This is a genomic window from Acinetobacter sp. YK3, assembly GCF_001729365.1.
In the GTDB taxonomy this organism is placed as follows: Bacteria; Pseudomonadota; Gammaproteobacteria; order Pseudomonadales; family Moraxellaceae; genus Acinetobacter; species Acinetobacter vivianii.
Genome location: NZ_LZPJ01000080.1, coordinates 25,004 through 45,168, shown reverse-complemented (window position 1 = coordinate 45,168; position 20,165 = coordinate 25,004). Strand labels below are relative to the sequence as shown.

General features: G+C 42.8%; 15 protein-coding genes. 10 read left to right on the top strand and 5 right to left on the bottom strand.

Annotated elements, in window-relative coordinates:
• The first annotated feature begins 201 nt into the window (after window positions 1–201).
• The gene (locus tag A9Z07_RS08130) at window positions 202–1,344 is read left to right on the top strand and encodes an alpha/beta fold hydrolase (protein ID WP_069577897.1); all 1,143 of its coding nucleotides are present in this window, start codon (window positions 202–204) and stop codon (window positions 1,342–1,344) included.
• A 59-nt stretch (window positions 1,345–1,403) separates the two neighbouring features.
• Here the strand turns inward: A9Z07_RS08130 and A9Z07_RS08125 are convergent, their stop codons facing one another.
• The 4 genes from A9Z07_RS08125 to A9Z07_RS08110 all read right to left on the bottom strand — a co-directional run bounded on the left by A9Z07_RS08125 (window position 1,404) and on the right by A9Z07_RS08110 (window position 7,766).
• The gene (locus tag A9Z07_RS08125; RefSeq protein ID WP_005255210.1) at window positions 1,404–3,470 is read right to left on the bottom strand and encodes a putative bifunctional diguanylate cyclase/phosphodiesterase; all 2,067 of its coding nucleotides are present in this window, start codon (window positions 3,468–3,470) and stop codon (window positions 1,404–1,406) included.
• A 938-nt stretch (window positions 3,471–4,408) separates the two neighbouring features.
• Window positions 4,409–5,425: a ketol-acid reductoisomerase gene (ilvC, locus tag A9Z07_RS08120; protein WP_004774488.1), complete on the bottom strand. Its 1,017-nt coding sequence runs from the start codon at window positions 5,423–5,425 to the stop codon at window positions 4,409–4,411.
• 125 nt (window positions 5,426–5,550) lie between these two features.
• Complete coding sequence (gene ilvN, locus A9Z07_RS08115; RefSeq protein WP_004655854.1) at window positions 5,551–6,042, bottom strand: acetolactate synthase small subunit; 492 nt, start codon at window positions 6,040–6,042, stop codon at window positions 5,551–5,553.
• Window positions 6,042–7,766, bottom strand: a complete 1,725-nt coding sequence (locus tag A9Z07_RS08110; RefSeq protein ID WP_069577896.1) for an acetolactate synthase 3 large subunit — start codon at window positions 7,764–7,766, stop codon at window positions 6,042–6,044. The genes ilvN and A9Z07_RS08110 overlap by 1 nt, the downstream gene beginning before the upstream one ends.
• A gap of 508 nt (window positions 7,767–8,274) precedes the next feature.
• On the opposite strand from A9Z07_RS08110, the gene A9Z07_RS08105 reads away from it, so the two are divergent.
• The 8 genes from A9Z07_RS08105 to A9Z07_RS08070 all read left to right on the top strand — a co-directional run bounded on the left by A9Z07_RS08105 (window position 8,275) and on the right by A9Z07_RS08070 (window position 18,730).
• Window positions 8,275–8,613: a DUF4124 domain-containing protein gene (locus tag A9Z07_RS08105; RefSeq protein ID WP_004774484.1), complete on the top strand. Its 339-nt coding sequence runs from the start codon at window positions 8,275–8,277 to the stop codon at window positions 8,611–8,613.
• Window positions 8,614–8,755: 142 nt separating this feature from the next.
• Window positions 8,756–11,395 carry a leucine--tRNA ligase gene (gene leuS / locus A9Z07_RS08100; protein WP_069577895.1) on the top strand — a complete coding sequence of 880 codons (2,640 nt, stop codon included), beginning with the start codon at window positions 8,756–8,758 and terminating at the stop codon, window positions 11,393–11,395.
• A 93-nt stretch (window positions 11,396–11,488) separates the two neighbouring features.
• Window positions 11,489–11,998 (top strand): LPS assembly lipoprotein LptE, encoded by a 510-nt coding sequence (gene lptE / locus A9Z07_RS08095; RefSeq protein WP_047431615.1) that lies wholly within the window; start codon window positions 11,489–11,491, stop codon window positions 11,996–11,998.
• Between the two features lie 9 nt (window positions 11,999–12,007).
• Complete coding sequence (holA, locus tag A9Z07_RS08090) at window positions 12,008–13,003, top strand: DNA polymerase III subunit delta (protein WP_069577894.1); 996 nt, start codon at window positions 12,008–12,010, stop codon at window positions 13,001–13,003.
• A gap of 42 nt (window positions 13,004–13,045) precedes the next feature.
• On the top strand, window positions 13,046–13,876 hold the full coding sequence (locus A9Z07_RS08085) for an SIR2 family NAD-dependent protein deacylase (RefSeq protein WP_069577893.1): 831 nt from the start codon (window positions 13,046–13,048) through the stop codon (window positions 13,874–13,876).
• Between the two features lie 108 nt (window positions 13,877–13,984).
• On the top strand, window positions 13,985–15,325 hold the full coding sequence (locus A9Z07_RS08080; RefSeq protein ID WP_069577892.1) for a MacA family efflux pump subunit: 1,341 nt from the start codon (window positions 13,985–13,987) through the stop codon (window positions 15,323–15,325).
• A 1-nt stretch (window position 15,326) separates the two neighbouring features.
• Complete coding sequence (locus A9Z07_RS08075; RefSeq protein WP_004774472.1) at window positions 15,327–17,318, top strand: MacB family efflux pump subunit; 1,992 nt, start codon at window positions 15,327–15,329, stop codon at window positions 17,316–17,318.
• Window positions 17,319–17,329: 11 nt separating this feature from the next.
• Complete coding sequence (locus tag A9Z07_RS08070; RefSeq protein WP_069577891.1) at window positions 17,330–18,730, top strand: efflux transporter outer membrane subunit; 1,401 nt, start codon at window positions 17,330–17,332, stop codon at window positions 18,728–18,730.
• Between the two features lie 24 nt (window positions 18,731–18,754).
• On the opposite strand, the gene A9Z07_RS08065 is transcribed toward A9Z07_RS08070, so the two are convergent.
• Window positions 18,755–19,171, bottom strand: coding sequence for a hypothetical protein (locus A9Z07_RS08065; protein WP_004774468.1), 417 nt, complete (start codon window positions 19,169–19,171; stop codon window positions 18,755–18,757).
• 326 nt (window positions 19,172–19,497) lie between these two features.
• Between A9Z07_RS08065 and A9Z07_RS08060 the strand changes: the two genes are divergently transcribed.
• The gene (locus A9Z07_RS08060; protein WP_005255229.1) at window positions 19,498–20,121 is read left to right on the top strand and encodes a hypothetical protein; all 624 of its coding nucleotides are present in this window, start codon (window positions 19,498–19,500) and stop codon (window positions 20,119–20,121) included.
• Window positions 20,122–20,165 lie beyond the last annotated feature (44 nt).

Genomic DNA, 20,165 nt, shown 5'->3' with positions numbered 1-20,165 from the left:
ATCCATATATATGCAATTTCATATATATTAAATTCGATTATTTCTAATCAAATCAATCATCCTTACCTTTTTGGGCCAGATACTTTATAGAAAATTGATCATTTTGGAATATAAGTTAAGCAAATGAGTCACTGAGCTGCCGCACTTTTTCTTCTAATATGCCGCTACTGAATAGTAATAGCTTAACGTTTTAGGTTCACAATGACTCAATTGCCAAAAGCGAAACGTACTTTGTTGAGTACACAAACGGCGAAAAGAATTTTGCATAGCCGTAAAAGCCACCAAGCACGTCATATCTTTGCCAATGCTGTAGATCGTGTCTTTCGTGGACAACAGCTTGCCCTTTCAGGCAAGACACCTTTTGACATCGTCTATCAACGTGAAATTATCAGCTTGCGTCACTACACCACGGATCATACGACAGCAAAACATCGAATTCCTCTAGTCATTGTGCCTCCCCTTGCAGCCAACATGCTGATCTATGATTTATTTCCAAATCGTAGTTTAGTCCGTTATTTTCTTGCACAAGGTTTTGATGTTTATTTAATTGATTGGGGTACACCGAGTCTGCGACAGGCAAAATATAATCTCGGTACTTATGTCAAAACCTTTATGCCAGATTTTATTGAACAGATCCGCCAGCATAGCGGTCAACAACAACTTTCATTCTATGGATGGAGTTTAGGTGGCGCACTTTCGCTTTGCTACACCTCTCTCTTTAAAGATAAGAATATTCAAAATATCGTGATTCTGGCATCACCCATTAATACGCATAATTCAGGTTATATGGGCAAGTTTTATCAAAAACTGACTGCACCCGCGCAATGGATTCGTAGCAATACCAAGTTCCGTATCTATCAGGTGCCTAGTCGCGTCTTCCATATCCACGGCTGGCAAAATACCTTGGGATTTAAACTGACCGATCCGATTGGAAACTTTAAGAATTACTGGGAACTGGTTAAAAATCTGAATGACCGTCAGTTTGTGATTAATCACGCGACTTCCAGCTCTTTTGTCGACAATATGCTGGCTTACCCAGGGGGCGTCATGCGCGATATCATTTTACGTTTCTGGATTGATAATGAACTTTCCACAGGAATGGTGAAATTCGGTGAGCAAACCGCGAATCTAAAAGATATTGATTGTTCAGTACTGGCAGTAGGTGGAAGCACCGATATTATTGTGACTGCTGAGGCGGTACGTCCGCTGATGGATTTAATTAGCAGTACCGATAAACAATTTGAAATCGTCCCGGGCGGACATATGGGACTTGTCTCAGGTAATCAGGCTCCCCATTCCGTTTGGCCCGTAGTCACCAAGTGGCTGGCACAACGTTCTGACTAATTATTTTCAGCAAGATCAGGCTGTAAGGTTTAATAAACCGAGCAGCCTATATAAATAACTCAGGCAAAATGCTGCTGGCGATGTAGCACCAGACTTTCAACATTTACAGGTGTTCCCAACAGATAGCCTTGCAACTGATTGCAGCCTAAACTGGTCAAAATATCGGCCTGTTGTTGTGTTTCTACGCCTTCCGCGGTCACAGTCAAACCCAGCTTTGCTGCTAAATGGATAATGCTTTCCAAAATCGCTTCTTCTTTTGAATTCGGCTGCAAGTCAATCAAAAAGCCCCGATCAATTTTAAGCTCATCCACAGGTAAGTCTTTTAAATACAGGAAACTCGAATAACCTGTCCCAAAATCATCAATGGCAATACGAATCCCTAACTTCCGCAAGCGTTCCAAAGTACGGATACTGGAATCGATATGATGCATCGCTGTTGATTCGGTAATTTCAAGGATCAAATGATGTGGCTGGATTTGATACTGCTCGAGCAGTTGTTCCAGTACGCTAAATAACTTTTTATTTTCAAACTGAAGAGCCGACAGATTGACTGCAATCGGGTAAAACGCACTGTTATTTCGTTCCCATTTCTGGATCTGCTGACAGGCTTGCTCGAGTGCCCAGTATCCCATTGGAATAATCAAACCGGTTTTTTCTGCCCCTTCGATAAACATTTGCGGCGTTAACAATCCTAGACTTGGATGTTTCCAGCGAATCAAGGCTTCGACACCACAGACTTCGTAGTTAGCCGTAAATTTAGGCTGGTAAAATAAAACAAATTGCTGCTCATCGACCGCTTTATATAAATCATTAATCAACTTGGACTGACTGCGGACATCGTGCTGGTCAGACATTGAATGGAACATGGTATAGGTATTGCGGCCCTGCTCTTTGGAGATCAGCATCGCGACATCAGCATTAATTAAAATGTCCTGCACATTTGTGGCATGTTCAGGATACATGGCAATCCCGACACTGGCAGAGATATTGATATCTTTGGTCGCAATTAAATAGGTTTCCTGAATGTAATGCAGAATATTTTCTGCAAGCTGCATCGCTTCATTAATATCCGTATTTTCGGCAATTAAGACAAACTCATCACCACCAATCCGAAACAGCTTATGGCGGCTATTGTCTAATTTATTATGCAAACGGTTCGCCATTTGAATCAGAAGCTGATCACCAATATGATGCCCAAAAGCATCATTCACCGACTTGAAACGGTCTAGATCGATATATAAAAAAGCCGCTTTTTGTTCATGCAGACGATGGTGACTAAATACGACTTCAGCATAATCGGTCAGAAATAAACGATTGGGTAATTTTGTCAGTGCATCGTGTAAGGACTGTGTAGCCAACTCTTTATTAATTTTTGTGAGCTGTTCATTGCGTTCTTCCAGACGGGCTTCCAACACCGCAACTGCAAAACCTGCAACGAAAACCAGACTAGTAATAAAAATAATAGTAAAGAGTAAAACGCTTTGTTCGGTCTGATCCGAGGTCAGGATTTGAGCCAGACTTTCATCAAAATAGGTGGCTGCCATGCCCGTATAATGCATGCCAACAATACTAAATGCCATCAGGACAGCGATGATTGCTTTAAGTAAAGTTCGATATTTGACAGCGCTTTTATATTTGAAAATGAAAAAGAAACTTAAACCAGAACCACTAATCGCAATCAGTACCGAGCAAATCACCAACAGTGGATCATAATGCATGCGGTGGTGTTCAACCGTTAACGCCAGCATGCCGGTGTAATGCATACCCGATATTCCAAGGCCCATAAAAACGGCACCGAGAATCAAACGGGGCAACGGTAACGTGGGTCGTGAGGTTAACCATACTGCAAAAATGGAAGCCACCGCACCCACTAAATAGGACAGTACAGTTAAATTAACATCAAAATGATACCCTTCTGGCAAATGGCTAGCCAGCATTCCCACAAAGTGCATTGACCATATCGCTAATCCCAAGATTAGCCCACTCGCCACTAAAATGCTTTTTTCAAATTTTTTATAAGCAACTTTAAAAACGAGTTCTTCCATTGAAACTGCAGCATAGCATGTCGCTATTGCAACCAAAATGGAAACGATGACCAATGTGCTATCGTAATCAACGTGAACCATAAAGGACTTCCATGATTATTCAGTACTTTTTTTTATTTGATGAGCAAAAATGCTCGAAATCCGAACGACCTTCCACACCCCAAAAAGCAATGAATCTGTGATTCATAAACTTTCCTTAACAATAGCATCATCTCACATAAGGTCAAGTCCTTTTCACTTTATAAATCAATAGAATAAAAGCAAATGTTAAATTCAAGCCGATGAAAAACCTTATTTTTTTATTTCAACTATTTCCTAGAGACCCATTTATCTTTATCAGCGTTTATTTAATTTTCACTTTATTGCTTTTAATTTGTTTTGAATCGTATCTCTACGAAAAAATCATAGCGCATTGTTATTCTCAATCAGTGATCAATCTCTCATAAAAAAAGCTTAAAACTTAAACAATACTAATCTGATTTTTTTGCCCATATTGTTATAACTCTGTATCTGCTCACATAAAAAAGCCCTTGCATAAACAAGGGCTTTCTAAAGATTAAACTAAAACTTAGTTCTTCTCTTTATCTACGATTTTGTTTGCATGAATCCAAGGTACGAAAAAAGATGAAAGCACTACTTTCATCTTTTTGAGGCACGTAAAGATAAACATAAAAAACCCACTCAAATAGAGTGGGTCTTCGCATTCAAATCAATTGATTCGAGAAATTAGTTTTTCTCTTTATCAACAATCTTGTTCGCTTGAATCCAAGGTATGAACGAGGACTAGCAGAGCACCGCTCTGCCCGAGTGCAAGAGCGAAGTCTTACTTCGCTAACGCACGTTTCAAGCTAAAGAAAAAACTTAGTTTTTCTCTTTGTCTACGATTTTGTTCGCTTGAATCCAAGGTACGAAAAAAGATAAAAGCACTGCTTTCATCTTTTTGAGGCACGTAAAGATAAATATAAAAAACCCACTCAAATAGAGTGGGTCTCCGCATTCAAATCAATTGATTCGAGAAATTAGTTTTTCTCTTTATCAACAATCTTGTTTGCTTGAATCCAAGGCATCATCGCACGTAATTTAGCACCAGTTACTTCGATGCCATGCGCTGCGTTTTGACGACGACGAGCAGTCATTGATGGATAGTTCAATGCGCCTTCCTGAATGAACATCTTCGCATATTCACCAGACTGGATACGTTTCAATGCATTACGCATTGCTTCACGAGACTGTTCGTTGATGACTTCAACGCCAGTTACGTATTCGCCATATTCAGCATTGTTCGATACTGAATAGTTCATGTCAGCGATACCGCCTTCGAACATCAAGTCAACGATTAATTTAAGTTCGTGTAAGCATTCGAAGTAAGCCATTTCTGGTGCATAACCAGCTTCAACCAAAGTTTCGAAGCCCATTTTAACCAATTCAACAGCACCACCACAAAGAACTGCTTGCTCACCAAATAAGTCAGTTTCAGTTTCTTCACGGAAAGAAGTTTCGATAATACCGGTACGGCCGCCACCTACGCCAGAAGCATAAGAAAGAGCAACGTTACGTGCATTACCAGAAGCATCTTGATGGATTGCGATAAGATCAGGAACACCTGAACCACGTTGGTATTCTGAACGAACTGTATGACCTGGTGCTTTCGGTGCAACCATGATCACATCTAGATCTTTACGTGGAACAACTTGGTTATAAAGAATAGAGAAACCATGAGCAAATGCTAAAGTTGCACCTTCTTTGATGTTCGGTTCAATAACGTCACGATAAAGTTGAGATTGGAATTCATCTGGAGTCAAGATCATGACTAAGTCAGCTTGCGCTACAGCAGCTGGAACTTCAGATACTTTAAGACCAGAATTTTCAGCTTTTTTCCAAGATGCTGAACCAGCACGTAAACCAACAGTTACGTCTACGCCAGAGTCTTTCAAGTTAAGTGCATGTGCATGACCTTGTGAACCATAACCAATGATTGCAACTTTCTTGCCTTGGATGATAGATAAGTCACAGTCTTTATCGTAAAAAATTTGCATCTGTTTACTCCGCTAAAATTGTTGTCATTTCCCTTGTTCTGCAAGGACAGATCTTTTGTTGGTTCCCCCAGGATTACCGTTCTGGATGATCCCCCCTCTTTACAAAGAGGGGTTGGGGGAGATTTTTAAATTGTTAAAACTTTTTCGCCGCGTGCGATACCTGATACACCAGAGCGAACCACTTCAAGAATGGTATTTTCTGCGAGCGCATCAATAAAACCATCAATCTTTTCAGTCGTACCCGCAATCTGAATCGTATAGGTCGTCGGTGTAACATCTACGATTTGCGCACGGAAGATGTCAGCAGTACGTTTGATTTCCGCACGCGCTGCACCTAATGCCTTGACCTTAATCAGCATCAATTCACGTTCAATGTGTGAACCTTCTGAAAGGTCAACCACTTTTACAACTTCAACCAGTTTGTTGAGTTGTTTGGTGATTTGCTCAATTTTATGATCGTCACCATAAGTGGTTAAAGTCAGACGAGATAAAGTTTCATCTTCAGTTGGCGCAACATTGAGGGTTTCAATGTTGTAGCCACGTTGGCTGAAAAGACCAACAAGACGAGAAAGCGCACCAGCCTCGTTTTCAACGAGTACAGAAATAATATGTCTCATTATGTACGCTCCCCTTTACCTAACCACATATCCTTCATGGACTGACCAGCAACCAGCATTGGGTATACATGTTCAGTACGGTCAACCATGACATTAATGAATACACATTTATCATTAATTGCCATCGCTTCAGCTAATTTAGATTCCAGCTCATCTGCGTGGTTAATCTGAATGCCAACGTGACCATAAGCTTCCATTAACTTGGCAAAGTCAGGTAATGAATCTACATAAGAACTTGAATGACGTCCTTCATAGTTCATGTCCTGCCACTGTTTCACCATGCCCAGCGCTTGGTTATTCAAGCAGAGAATTTTCACATTCAAGCCATATTGCTTACATGTTGATAATTCTTGAATACACATCTGGATTGATGCTTCACCTGTAATACAAACCACTTGCTGGTCAGGGAATGCAAGCTTTGCAGCCATCGCATACGGTAAACCAACACCCATGGTGCCCAAGCCACCAGAGTTGATCCATTGGCGTGGACGTTTGTATTTGTAGTAGTTGGCACCAAACATTTGATGCTGGCCTACGTCAGAGGTAATAATCGCTTCACCATTGGTCACACGATCAAGTGCTTCAACCACTTGTTGCGGCTTCATCACACCATTCTGACCTGCTTCGTAACGTAAACCATGTACTTTGCGCCACTCATTAATCTGAGACCACCATTCCGCAATTGCTTCAGAGTTTGGCTTCGATACATTCATCTGTTTCAGCTGCGCTAACATTTCTTGAAGCACTGGCTCTACTGCACCCACGATCGGGATGTGCGCCATAATGGTTTTCGAAATTGCTGCTGGGTCTACATCAATATGAATGACTTTTGCATTGGTACAGAATTTTGCAGGATTATTAGTTACACGGTCATCGAAACGTGCGCCAATTGCCAGAATCACATCTGCATTATGCATCGCCATATTGGCTTCATAGGTACCATGCATTCCCAACATGCCCACGAACTGTGGATCATTGCCCGGGAAAGCACCTAGGCCCATCAAAGTATTTGTTACTGGATAGCCAAGTAAATGCGCCAGCTCAGTCAATAAGCCAGAAGCATTGCCCTGAACAACACCACCACCGGTATAAATGATCGGGCGTTTTGCAGAAATCAGTTCATCAATCGCTTTACGAATTTGGCCTGAATGACCACGTGAAGGCGGCTGATATGAGCGCATCTTCACTTTTTCAGGATATTCGTAGGCAAATTTTTCTGCCGGATTGGTTGCATCCTTTGGAATATCAACCACAACCGGACCTGGACGGCCAGATGCAGCAATATAGAATGCTTTCTTGATAATTGCAGGAATTTCGCTAGCGTGACGCACCTGGAAACTATGTTTTACGATTGGACGAGAAATACCAACCATATCTGTTTCTTGGAACGCATCTTCACCAATCAGATGGCTTGCAACCTGACCAGACAAAATCACCATTGGGATTGAGTCCATGTAGGCTGTAGCAATTGGAGTGACGGTATTGGTCGCGCCTGGTCCTGAGGTGACCAGTACTACACCAGTTTTACCCGTTACGCGTGAGTACGCATCTGCCATATGACCAGCAGCTTGCTCATGACGCACGAGGTAATGGTTAATTTTGTCTTGTTGAAATAGCGCATCGTAAATATGTAATACAGCGCCGCCTGGATACCCAAAAACATGCTCTACGCCTTCGTCCGCGAGGGCACGAACGAGCATTTCACCACCAGATAAAAGTTCCAACGTGATTCACCCTAGTGTTAGCACAATTTATGGGAGACATAAATTGTGTGTTATTCATTAACTTTTGCACTTCTTATAAGTGTGCGTATTCTACTCGTTTTTGCTGTAATAGGAAAAATTTTCTGAGACTCATCAGCCGTATAAACTTGATGACATCTCGAATCAAAATATGCTGGGATAAGCAAATTTCAAAAAATCATTCTCTCGGCTAGAAAGAATGTCCATTACAAGCCATGACATTTATTCGAAGGGTGATCAAATAAGCGCATATAAAACTTAAGAAAGCATTCTTGTTTCTTTCATAAGCAAAGTCAAGAACAAAGAAAAGGTTTTTAACGAATATTTTTTAGCTGTTGTTTTTTTAAACATATTTCACAGAATAATTTGGTCTTTTTAAATGTCCTTTTGTCAAAAAACTGTTTTCTTTTTAAGTAAAAATAGGCATTGTAAACGACTCAATTCAGCATTTTGATCGAATATAAACAGCATTCTCTTGGGGAGATCAAATATGAAATCATCTTATTTAAAATCAAGCTTATACACATTAGTAACAACAGCAATATTATTGTGTTCAAGCCAGAACCATGCACAGCAATATTATAAATGGATGGATGCCAATGGCTCGACCCATTACACCACGACACCGCCACCGAAAGGTGCAAAAAGACTGGATAAAGTTTCGACTTATGGCAGCAGTCATCAAGTGAAACAGAATCCACCTCAGCAGGATAATGCAGCGACTAGCCCGAATACTGCACCCCAAGTACCTCAAGCTGAACCTGAAGTGCCAGCAAATACGGTCAAACCACAAACTCCACCTGCAAACACACCACAATCTGTTCATTAAAGCGTGTACTGATCTGCAAGCGACTTTTAAGACAGGTGAGCTTGCAGATAAAATCCCGATCTAAAAACTGACATTTCCTGCAATTTTGCGCTATGCTGTGCAGCAATCTTAACTTTACTTTTTTGTTGTATCGCATATCCCTATGACGACTTCTCACATTGACTCCGAATATCAAGCAAGTGCCATTGAGCCTCAAGTTCAACAAGACTGGGACAATCGCAAAGTTTTTAAAGTTGCAGACACTGTAGAGGGTAAACATCGCTATATCCTGTCGATGTTCCCTTACCCAAGTGGCAAGCTGCACATGGGGCATGTGCGTAACTATACAATTGGCGACGTCATCAGCCGCTTTTATCGTTTAAAAGGCGAGACTGTCCTACAGCCAATGGGTTGGGATGCTTTCGGTTTACCAGCTGAAAATGCAGCGATTGCACATCAGGTTGCACCTGCCAAATGGACATTTGAAAACATCGCTTATATGCGTGACCAATTAAAAAAATTGGGCTTGTCTGTCGATTGGGATCGTGAATTCGCAACCTGTACACCAGAGTATTATCACTGGGAACAATGGTTATTCGTACAGCTTTATAAAAAAGGCTTGATCTATCGTAAGCTTTCAACAGTGAACTGGGATCCTGTAGACCAGACTGTTTTAGCCAATGAACAGGTTGAAAATGGTCGTGGCTGGCGTTCAGGTGCATTGGTCGAAAAACGCGATATTCCAATGTACTACTTCCGCATCACGGACTATGCACAAGAATTATTAGATGACCTAGATACCTTACAAGACGGCTGGCCTCAACAAGTGTTGACCATGCAACGTAACTGGATCGGTCGTTCAACAGGCATGGAAATCACCTTCCCTTCTGCCAATTCAGCAATCTATGCTGATGGCTTAACTGTTTATACCACGCGTGCTGACACACTTATGGGTGTGACATACGTTGCGGTTGCAGCAGAGCACCCGCTAGCGCTTAAAGCTGCTGCCCTCCAATCAGAAGCAGGCAACCCTGAATTGGCTGCATTTATTGAAGAATGCCGCATGGGTTCGGTAGCAGAAGCGGATTTAGCCACTGCTGAAAAGAAAGGCATGGCAACAGGTTTGTTCGTAAAACACCCTGTAACTGGTGAAGAGCTTCCAGTCTGGATCGCAAACTACGTATTAATGTCTTATGGTTCTGGCGCAGTAATGGCTGTACCAGCACATGACGAACGTGATTTTGAATTTGCTAACAAGTTCAATTTGACCATCAAGCAAGTGATTGATGCCAAAGGTGCTGATGATGCAGATTATTCTGCAACTGAATGGCAAGAATGGTATGGCTCGAAAGAAGGCAAACTGGTTAACTCTGGTGAGTTTGACGGTTTAGCATTCCAAGCGGCTTTCGATGCATTCCTCGCAAAATTAGAACCACAAGCTTTGGCAAACGCTAAAGTTCAATTCCGTTTACGTGACTGGGGTGTTTCTCGTCAACGTTACTGGGGTTGTCCAATCCCGATGATCAACTGTAACAGTTGTGGTCAGGTGCCAGTTCCAGAAGATCAATTGCCAGTGGTATTACCGACTAATGTCGTTCCAGATGGTTCTGGTAACCCATTGAATAAAATGCCTGAGTTCTATGAAACCAAATGTCCAAGCTGTGGCGGCGATGCACGTCGTGAAACAGATACATTGGATACTTTCGTAGAATCATCTTGGTACTATGCACGCTATGCTTCTCCAGACTTTACTAGCGGTATGGTAAAACCTGAAGCTGCACAAAACTGGCTTCCTGTGAACCAATATATCGGTGGTGTAGAGCACGCAATTCTGCACTTACTTTATGCACGTTTCTTCCATAAATTGATGCGTGATGAAGGCGTGGTACAAGGTAATGAACCATTTACTAACTTGTTAACACAAGGCATGGTTTTGGCTGATACTTTCTATCGTGAAGCAGAAAACGGTAAGAAAACTTGGTTCAACCCTGCTGACATCGAATTAGAACGCGATGAGAAAGGTCGCATCCTGTCTGCAAAATATTCAGGTGATGGTCAGGAAGTTGTGATCGGCGGACAAGAAAAAATGTCTAAGTCGAAAAACAATGGTATTGATCCACAAGCGATTATTGATCAATACGGTGCAGATACAGCACGTGTATTCATGATGTTTGCTGCACCACCAGATCAATCATTGGAATGGTCAGATGCCGGCGTAGAAGGCGCAAACCGTTTCTTGAAACGTGTATGGCGTTTAGCGGCAGGCTTCCTTGAAAAAGGCAATCAAGCGACTGCGATTGATACTGCAAATCTTTCTAAAGATGCGCAAGATTTACGTCGTAAAACGCATGAAACCATCCAGAAAGTGGGTGATGACATCGAGCGTCGTCATGCCTTCAACACCGCCATTGCAGCATTGATGGAATTACTCAATGCCAGCAACAAGTTTGAAGCGAAAGATGATAATGATGCTGCTGTCGCACGTGAAGCGATCACGACGCTTCTTACCTTGCTTGCACCATTTGCACCACATTTAAGTCAAACTTTATTGACTCAGTTTGGTCTGGAACTCACTACAGTTGAATTCCCGCAAGTCGATGAGTCTGCATTAACACGTAATACACAAACGATTGTTGTACAAGTGAATGGTAAACTTCGTGGTAAGTTAGACGTCGCAGTTGATATGTCTAAAGATGACTTATTGGCTCTGGCAAAAGCTTTACCAGAAGTTCAACAATTCTTGACTGGCCCGACCAAGAAAGAAATTGTGGTACCAAATAAACTCGTTAATTTAGTTGTTTGATAATCCCTTTCAACCTCTCTTTCACTAAAAAAGAGAGGTCCCCTCAATTGAATAAAGAGGGCTTGGGGAAGATGAATAAATAGAGGAATAAATATGCACTTAGCGCAACGTGCAGCTGCTATCGTTCTCACTTTAGGCCTAAGTGCAGGCTTAGTCGGCTGCGGCTTTCATTTGAAAGGAAGTAACCCAACAGCAGCACCATTGGTGTATAACAAGCTATCTTTAGCCTTGCCTGGCAACACGGGCGAGCTTGAAAACCGACTCAGCATTTACCTCAGTGCAACGGGCGTACAACTCAGCAATGCCAATGATGCCTATGTGCTTCGCATTCTAGATTACACCCCTCGCCGTCAGCTCCTCAACGGTAAATTAACCGAAGTATTATTACGCTTAACCGTGACGTTCCAGATCGAAGATCGTCAGGGCCGTAAGATTACTGAACCGCGTACACTCACCGCTTCTCGCACTTACCAATACGATGTGGCAACAGTCAACACGGATAATCAACAAGAAGCGTATCTGAACCGTATTGTGATTGATGATGTGGCACAGCAGATCACACGTCAAATTGCTGCCAACCGTTTACCTAAAGCTCAGCCATAATCACGTATTATGAAACTGGATTATGTTCAAGCCTTAAAACGTGTCAATGAAGCTCGCGGTGCATGGATCATGCATGGACAAGAGCCGCTGCTTGAACAAAACTTGCTTGATGCATTTCGTAAAAGCTGGCAACAACAAGAAGTTGAACGCCAGCGCTACGATATTAGTAGCGTAAATGACTGGAAAAATGTCTTTAATGCGCTGAATAGCCTGTCCCTGTTTTCTCAACAACTTGCGATTGAAGTACATGGCAATATCAAGCCTGATGCCAATGGCTTGAAACAACTGAAAAGTTATATTCAACATAATGAACATAACTTGCTATTGATCGTTCTGCCGAAACAAGACAGTAGCAGTTTAAAGTCAGCTTTTTTTCAGGTGGTTGAAGCCAACGGCGTGGTTGTGCCACTGACTGCAACCTATCCGCAAGATCGACAGCGTATCCTCGCCATCGAAGCAGAAAAGTTAAATATCCAGCTCAATAATGATGCTTGGCAATGGCTCATGCAGCATCATGAACATAACTTGCTGGCTGCCAAAAACAGCTTGATGCGAGTCGCAGATACGTTCCCAGACATTCAACAGATTCAGATTGAACAGCTTTATGCCTGCTTACAAGATCAGTCCCGCTATACCACTTATGATTTAAGTGATGCGGTACTTGCAGGAAATCTGGCCCAATCCGTGAAGATTTATCAGTACCTGATTGCTGCTGGTGAACCAGATAGTCTGATTTTGTGGACACTGAGCAAAGAAATGCGCTTATTAATGCAACTATTCGAGCAACCACACAATGCGATTCAGCTCGGCATCTGGAAAACCAAAGTTTCGCAATATCAACAGGCCTTACGCCGCTTGAATCCAAGACAGTTCTTAAACTGGCCTGATTTATTATTGCGAATTGATGCATCGATTAAAGGTATGTCGAAAGAGAATGCTGAACACTTGATGTTACAGGCATTGAGTGAATTATGTGGAACCACGCTATTTGCCCAACCCGCTTAAAACCAGATAATCCATCTCCTCATAATAACAACAGGCATTCACATGTCTTTTCATCTAGATCCCCATCAAACTGAGCAAATAAAAAATCTGTTTAAATCCGCGGATAGCCTGATCATCAGCGCTGGTGCAGGCATGGGTGTCGATTCTGGTCTACCCGACTTTCGCGGTAATCAGGGCATGTGGCAAGCTTATCCTGAACTCGGCAAACAGCGCCTTGATTTTACCGAAATCGCAAATCCAGCCGCTTTTAAACAACAACCAGATCTGGCTTGGGGATTTTATGGACATCGCTTGGCATTGTATCGGCAAACCCTTCCACATACTGGATTTCATGCACTAAGGCAATTGGCTGAATACTTGAAACTGCCCTATTTTGTATTTACGTCCAATGTAGACGGACAATTTCAAAAAGCAGGCTTTGATCCACAATCCATTTATGAATGTCATGGTTCTATTCACCATCTACAATGTCTTACAGCCTGTGAATCCGATATCTGGCCAGCAGATGAATTAACACCAGCAATTGATCATCAGCATTGCCAATGGCAAGGACAACTTCCACGATGTTCTCACTGCGGCAATCTTGCTCGCCCAAATATCTTGATGTTTGATGATTATACGTGGCTCAGTCAGCGTCAAAAACAACAGATGCATCGTCTCACGACTTTTTTAGAAGACCATTATCAACCTATTGTCATCGAATTGGGCGCAGGTACGGCGATACCAACCGTGCGTTATTTTAGCGAGCGTTTTGCCCCTAATCTGATTCGGATTAACCCGCGGGAATTTGCACTTCCATCAAAAGGTGGCATGGCCCTTCCCACCTGTGCCGAACAAGGCGCACGCAGTATTTATCAGATTTTTATAGAATAACTGAGCAGGAAAATAGAAAATAATTCTCATTCTAGATTAAAAATATTCACGCTTTATCCTTATTTCAATTTTATACTACGTTCAGTTTCTCACTTTTGACCTGCTGCCATGCCAAAAACAACCACTAAAAAAATCCAACCTCGCAAACTCATCATGATTGCTCTCGGTGTGCTTATCATCGCAGCGCTCGGATGGATGTTCTTTAAGCCTAAAGCCCAAGCACCGCAATATATCAGTGCTGAAGTTTCTCGCGGAGATATTGAAGACTCGGTATTGGCAACAGGTGTACTCGAAGCCACCAAAATGGTGAGTGTGGGTGCGCAGGTATCAGGTCAGGTGAAAAAGATGTATGTCCAGTTAGGCGACCAAGTTAAACAAGGTCAGCTAATTGCACAGATTGATTCGATTCGTCAGGAAAACGAAAAGAAAACAGCCGATGCCAATATTAAAAACCAACAAGCGCAATTGGCAGTACAGCAAGCCAATCTAGCCAAAGTCGAAGCTGAATATAAGCGCCAACAGGCCATGTACAACCAAGATGCAACCTCTCGTGCTGAACTGGAAGCAGCTTTGGCAAACTTTAAAACGGCGCAAGCTCAAATTGCATCGATCAATGCACAGATTGAACAATCTCGCTTAACACTTGCAACAGCTAAAGAAGATTTAGGCTACACCCGTATTGTTGCGCCAATGGACGGTACCATCGTGGCAATCGTGACCGAAGAAGGCCAGACTGTAAACGCCAATCAAACAGCACCAACCATTGTGAAACTGGCAAAGCTCGATACCATGACCATCAAGGCACAGATTTCTGAAGCCGATGTCATGAAGGTGGAAAAAGGCCAAACCGTTTATTTCACTACTCTAGGTAACAGCGACAAGAAACATTACGCGAAATTGCGTCAGGTTGAACCAGCACCAAACTCGATCAATACCGAAACCACCAGCAGTAACAGTTCATCGACTTCGAATGCAGCGGTGTACTACAACGCATTATTTGATGTACCAAATGAAGATGGCAAACTTCGTATCGACATGACGGCACAGGTTTACATCGTACTTGCTGATGCCAAAAATGCATTAACCATTCCAGCAGCAGCAATCCAGACTCAACGTGGTAATCGTAGTGCTAAGGGCGGTCAAGGCAATCGATCAGCAGAACAAACGAAAAAATCAGATAGTGACAAAGCGCAACGTCCAAAACGTCTAGAGCTGAGTGAAGAAGAAAAAGCGCTTGTTGCACAAGGTAAAGCCTCTACAGGTATGGTACGTGTCTTACAGGCTGATGGTTCAGCACAACCACAACCTGTATTAATTGGTTTAAACAACCGTGTTACTGCACAAGTACTTAAAGGCTTGAAACAAGGTGATCAAGTGGTGATTGCCGATGCCTCTGACAGCTCAAATGAAGCTGCAAAACGTAGCAACCAACGTGCAATGAGAATGTAATATGACTCAACATCAAACACATTCATCACAGCCATTGCTTGAGGTTAGTAACCTCACCCGTGAGTTTCCTGCGGGTGAAGGTACTGTCCAGATTCTAAAAGGAATCGACCTCAAGATTTATGCAGGTGAACTGGTTGCGATCGTCGGGCAGTCTGGTTCTGGTAAGTCGACCCTGATGAATATTCTGGGTTGTCTGGACAAACCTACTGCGGGCAGCTATCAGGTCAATGGTCGTGAAACACGTCAGCTAGAGCCTGATGAACTGGCCCAATTACGCCGTGAATATTTTGGTTTTATTTTCCAGCGCTATCATTTACTTGGGGATTTAAGTGCCTCAGGTAACGTTGAAGTTCCTGCGATTTATGCGGGTGTCGACAGTCATCTACGTCAGGAACGTTCTGCTAAATTATTATCAGAACTCGGACTGGAAGAACGTTTACATCATCGCCCAAGCCAGCTTTCAGGTGGTCAGCAACAACGTGTATCCATCGCTCGTGCCTTAATGAACGGTGGTGATGTCATCCTTGCCGATGAGCCGACAGGTGCACTAGATAAGAATAGTGGTATTGAAGTGATGCGCATTTTGCGTGAGCTGAATGCCAAAGGCCATACCATTATTCTAGTCACACACGATCTGAATGTTGCGAAAAATGCGACCCGTATTATCGAAATCAGTGACGGTAATATTATTTCAGACCGTGCCAATGTGCCTGAAAATGAAGATAACGATTTAGAACATCAAACGCTGCAACGGACTCCACAGAAAAAAACCTCCGCTTGGCGTTCTTTCTTTGATCGCCTTGGTGAAGCATTCCGTATGGCCTTGCTTGCGATGAATGCACACCGGATGCGAACCTTCCTGACCATGCTCGGAATCATTATCGGGATCGCCTCAGTGGTCTCGGTCGTGGCGTTGGGGAATGGTTCACAAAAGCAGATTCTGGAAAATATCAGTAGTCTGGGAACCAACACCATTACCGTTTATCAAGGGCGTGGTTTTGGTGATAACTCACGTACCTCACAAGCCAAAACGCTGATCCCTGCTGATGCTGAAGCATTGGCAGAACAGCCTTATGTGGATGGGGTCAGTCCTTCAGCCAATACCAGTCTGACGCTGCGTTATAAAGATACTGAAGCCGCAGCGACTGTAAATGGCGTCAGCTCGGATTTCTTCTATGTACGCGGTATGACCTTTAAGTCGGGCCAGCCTTTTGATAAGGCCAGCGTGACACAACGTGCCCAAGATGTAGTGATTGATACCAACACAGAAAAGACCTTCTTTGCTGATGGTACCAATCCTGTCGGTCAGGTGCTGTTATTAGGCAGTGTACCAAGCCGTATTATTGGTGTGATTGATGCACAGCAAGGCTTTATGGGAAGTTCTGACAGCCTGAATGTTTACCTGCCCTACTCGACGGTGATGAGCCGTATGTTGGGTCAGTCCAATGTTCGCAGCATCATTGTGCGTATTAAAGACGAATATCCAAGTAGTGCTGCTGAAAATGCAATTCTGACCTTGCTGGAACAGCGTCACGGCGCACAGGATGTATTTACCCAAAACTCTGACAGTATTCGTGAAACCATTCAACAGACTACGGCCACCATGACCTTGCTAATTTCTGCAATTGCCGTGATTTCGCTCGTGGTTGGGGGAATTGGGGTAATGAATATTATGCTGGTTTCTGTAACCGAACGTACTCAGGAAATTGGGGTGCGTATGGCAGTGGGCGCTCGTCAAAGTGATATTTTGCAGCAATTCCTGATCGAGGCCATTCTGGTCTGTTTATTGGGTGGTGTACTCGGCGTACTGCTGTCTTTAGGGATTGGGCAGATTATTGGTCACTTCGCCAAAGGTGTGATTGAAATGAGTTATTCAACCACCTCGATTGTGGCAGCTTTTGTCTGCTCAAGTCTGATTGGTATTGTATTTGGCTTCTTGCCAGCAAGAAATGCGGCACAACTCGACCCAGTTGCTGCTTTAGCGAGAGAGTAAGGAATTTGAGTATGTCTTTTCAATTCACAAAATTAGGACTTGCACTGGTACTCACTGGCTCCTTGGCTGGCTGTTCTGCTGTGGTGAAAACCCCCTATAACGCCCCAACAGTACAAGTACCTCAACAGTTTCAGTATGATGCGCAAAAAAATAAGAATGTGAATCTAACTGATCAATGGTGGACACTGTTTAATGATGCCCAACTGAATCAATTGGTCGATCAGGTACTGGCAAAAAATAGTGATTTAAGCGTCGCAGGCATCACCCTGAAACAAGCCCGCTTACAAGCGGATTTGACTGAAAATAAACAAGGCCTGCGTACCAGCTCTACGGTTTCCACTGGTCATAGTTATGACCTACGTTCAGGTAATGGCTCTGATCGTGGTTTAACCACCAGCGCGGGGGTCAGCTATGAACTTGATCTATTTGGCAAGCTTGCCAGCCAAACAGAAGCCAGCCGTTGGGAAGCTTTAGCAAGTGAACAAGACTTGCAAGCCACTGCACAAAGTCTGGTTGGCACAACGGCGAAACTGTATTGGCAGCTGGGTTATCTGAATGAGCGTTATCAAACTGTTCAACAGAACTTGGCTTCGACTCAAAAAACCTATTCTCTAGTGCAGTCGCAATACAAGGCGGGTGCAGTTTCTGGTCTGGATCTCACTCAGGCAGAGCAATCGGTACAAAGCCAGAAAGCCAGTTTAAGTCAGATTGAACAGCAACGTGTTGAGACCCGTACTGCCCTTGCCGTTTTACTACATGAGCCAGTGCAACAATTGAATATCAAGGAACCTGCACAATTACCGCGCAATGCTTTGCCAAGTATCGCTACAGGCTTACCTGCTGATATTTTATCGCGCCGTCCAGACTTACAGGCTTCAGAATTACGCTTGCGTAAAACCTTAGCCACTAAAGATGCGACTAAAGCCAGCTATTATCCGTCGATTAACCTGACGGGAAGTCTCGGCTCTACAAGCACATCATTAACTCAGTTATTGAAGAATCCTGCTTTAACCTTGGGTGCGAGCTTAAGCCTACCTTTCCTGCAATATAATGATATGAAGAAAGATATTGCAATCAGTGATCTTGAGTATGATAAAGCGATTACTCAATATCGTCAGACGCTTTATCAAGCCTTTGCTGATGTGGAAAATGCCTTATCCAATCGCACTCAACTGAATCAGCAAGTACAGTTACAGCAACGTAATGTCGAGCTAGCAGATAAAACTGAACGCTTAACCGAAGTGCGTTATCGCAATGGTGCAATTGCCTTAAAGAATTTACTAGATGCACAGGAAACTACACGTAATGCCCGACTCAGCTTGGTTGAAACCAAGCAGAATCAATACAATGCGTATGTCACCTTGATGCAGGCACTTGGTGGAAGCCCTGTAAAAGAACTACCGAAACAATAGCCTTAGCGCTATTGTTTTGCGCGCTTATTCTTTCACCAGATCTGGATTATTCTGGATCTGTTGAATACGTTTAATCTTGTCCTGATCATCAAAAACAACTTCATAAGAAAGTTTCTGACCATTGAAATACATCTCGGTTGGAGAGCCAATCACTTCCCATAGACCAATGGTGGCAATATCCGCAGTCGTGTGCCATAGCGTACGGCTGATTCTGGCTGCTTTTGAGTAGCCTTGCTGGAAGGTATAAATCTCTTTACGTTCACCATTCACTGTTTCTGAAGTGACAGGTGCGCCCAATTCAGAAATCACATAATTTCGATGCTTCCCCACTTCTAAAACAGTCATATTCTTTTTATGTGGCTGGTTACTTGCCATCACTGCGGCACAACCTTGAAGTGAAAGAAGAGTGACTAATCCTAAAACAACAGCTATTTTCTTCACGTTTTAACCTACCCCGAAAGCTAAAAATAATATATTTATCGTCATTCTCTTTAGAATTTTCGATTAAACAAAAACCAGCATTAATTAGCATATAAAGTATGAGATGACAAATGATTAGTTATACTCATTGAGATATTTTCAACTGATCGTTTATTGTTGTGTTAAAAATTATGAAATAAGGCTTACTAGTTTTTTTATTGACGTAAATATTGCTGTTTTATGTGCTGATCAAAATATAATTATGTTGGATAAGCACAAAATTAGTTATATGGCATTTTCATTTTGATTATTCGGAAAATTTGCTATGTAACTGTAGCTAGGTAATTATGAATCTTGGTCGAGAACTTCAAGTGTTAGATCAGTGGATAGAGGACTTTCCAAAGATTGGTATGGAAACGCTCGGTGGAGAAGGCGGGCCTATGTATATCTTGGACATCGTAGTTATTGGCGTCACTAAACGATCTTTAAGTCTAGCCACTGGTTTGCGCGATTTGGTCAATGCTAAAAACATGACTTGCTCGCGGGCGATAGTTCGAATGCAGTTGGATACGGTAAGTCGCTTCTTGGCATATACGTATGTAGATGACCCTTCGGGAATGGCATTGGCCGTCATTGGTGGTAAGCCTTTGCACAAGTTCAAGTGTCGTGATGGAAAACAACTCAGGGACGGATACCTGATAGAGCGGATGAGCGAAAAGCACCCTTGGGTTAAAAATACATACAAATACACCTCGGGATATGTTCATTTCTCTGAAAAGCAGGTTTTCGATTCAATTCAATCCTTTGGGAATGATGAGGAGCGAACGGTTCAATTCCAAGTAAGCTCGGAGGACCATAAATTTCCAGAGGCTAGTTGGGTAGAAATTGTGCAATGCTTTAACGAAATGTTATCCATAGTCGCCCAGCTGTTTGCGACTTATAAAAATGAGCTAAAGTGGGCTGGAAGATGAAATCGCCTAACGCAGGCGTTATTTCCACAGTTTTGAAAAAACAA

Bases quoted from the DNA above. Each gene is read 5' to 3' on its own strand.
- A9Z07_RS08080 (WP_069577892.1), top strand. From the start codon at position 13,985: ATGCCAAAAACAACCACTAAAAAAATCCAACCTCGCAAACTCATCATG.
- leuS (WP_069577895.1), top strand. From the start codon at position 8,756: ATGACGACTTCTCACATTGACTCCGAATATCAAGCAAGTGCCATTGAG.
- A9Z07_RS08075 (WP_004774472.1), top strand. From the start codon at position 15,327: ATGACTCAACATCAAACACATTCATCACAGCCATTGCTTGAGGTTAGT.
- ilvN (WP_004655854.1), bottom strand. From the start codon at position 6,042: ATGAGACATATTATTTCTGTACTCGTTGAAAACGAGGCTGGTGCGCTT.
- A9Z07_RS08125 (WP_005255210.1), bottom strand. From the start codon at position 3,470: ATGGTTCACGTTGATTACGATAGCACATTGGTCATCGTTTCCATTTTG.
- A9Z07_RS08070 (WP_069577891.1), top strand. From the start codon at position 17,330: ATGTCTTTTCAATTCACAAAATTAGGACTTGCACTGGTACTCACTGGC.
- A9Z07_RS08060 (WP_005255229.1), top strand. From the start codon at position 19,498: ATGAATCTTGGTCGAGAACTTCAAGTGTTAGATCAGTGGATAGAGGAC.
- lptE (WP_047431615.1), top strand. From the start codon at position 11,489: ATGCACTTAGCGCAACGTGCAGCTGCTATCGTTCTCACTTTAGGCCTA.
- holA (WP_069577894.1), top strand. From the start codon at position 12,008: ATGAAACTGGATTATGTTCAAGCCTTAAAACGTGTCAATGAAGCTCGC.
- A9Z07_RS08130 (WP_069577897.1), top strand. From the start codon at position 202: ATGACTCAATTGCCAAAAGCGAAACGTACTTTGTTGAGTACACAAACG.
- ilvC (WP_004774488.1), bottom strand. From the start codon at position 5,425: ATGCAAATTTTTTACGATAAAGACTGTGACTTATCTATCATCCAAGGC.
- A9Z07_RS08105 (WP_004774484.1), top strand. From the start codon at position 8,275: ATGAAATCATCTTATTTAAAATCAAGCTTATACACATTAGTAACAACA.
- A9Z07_RS08085 (WP_069577893.1), top strand. From the start codon at position 13,046: ATGTCTTTTCATCTAGATCCCCATCAAACTGAGCAAATAAAAAATCTG.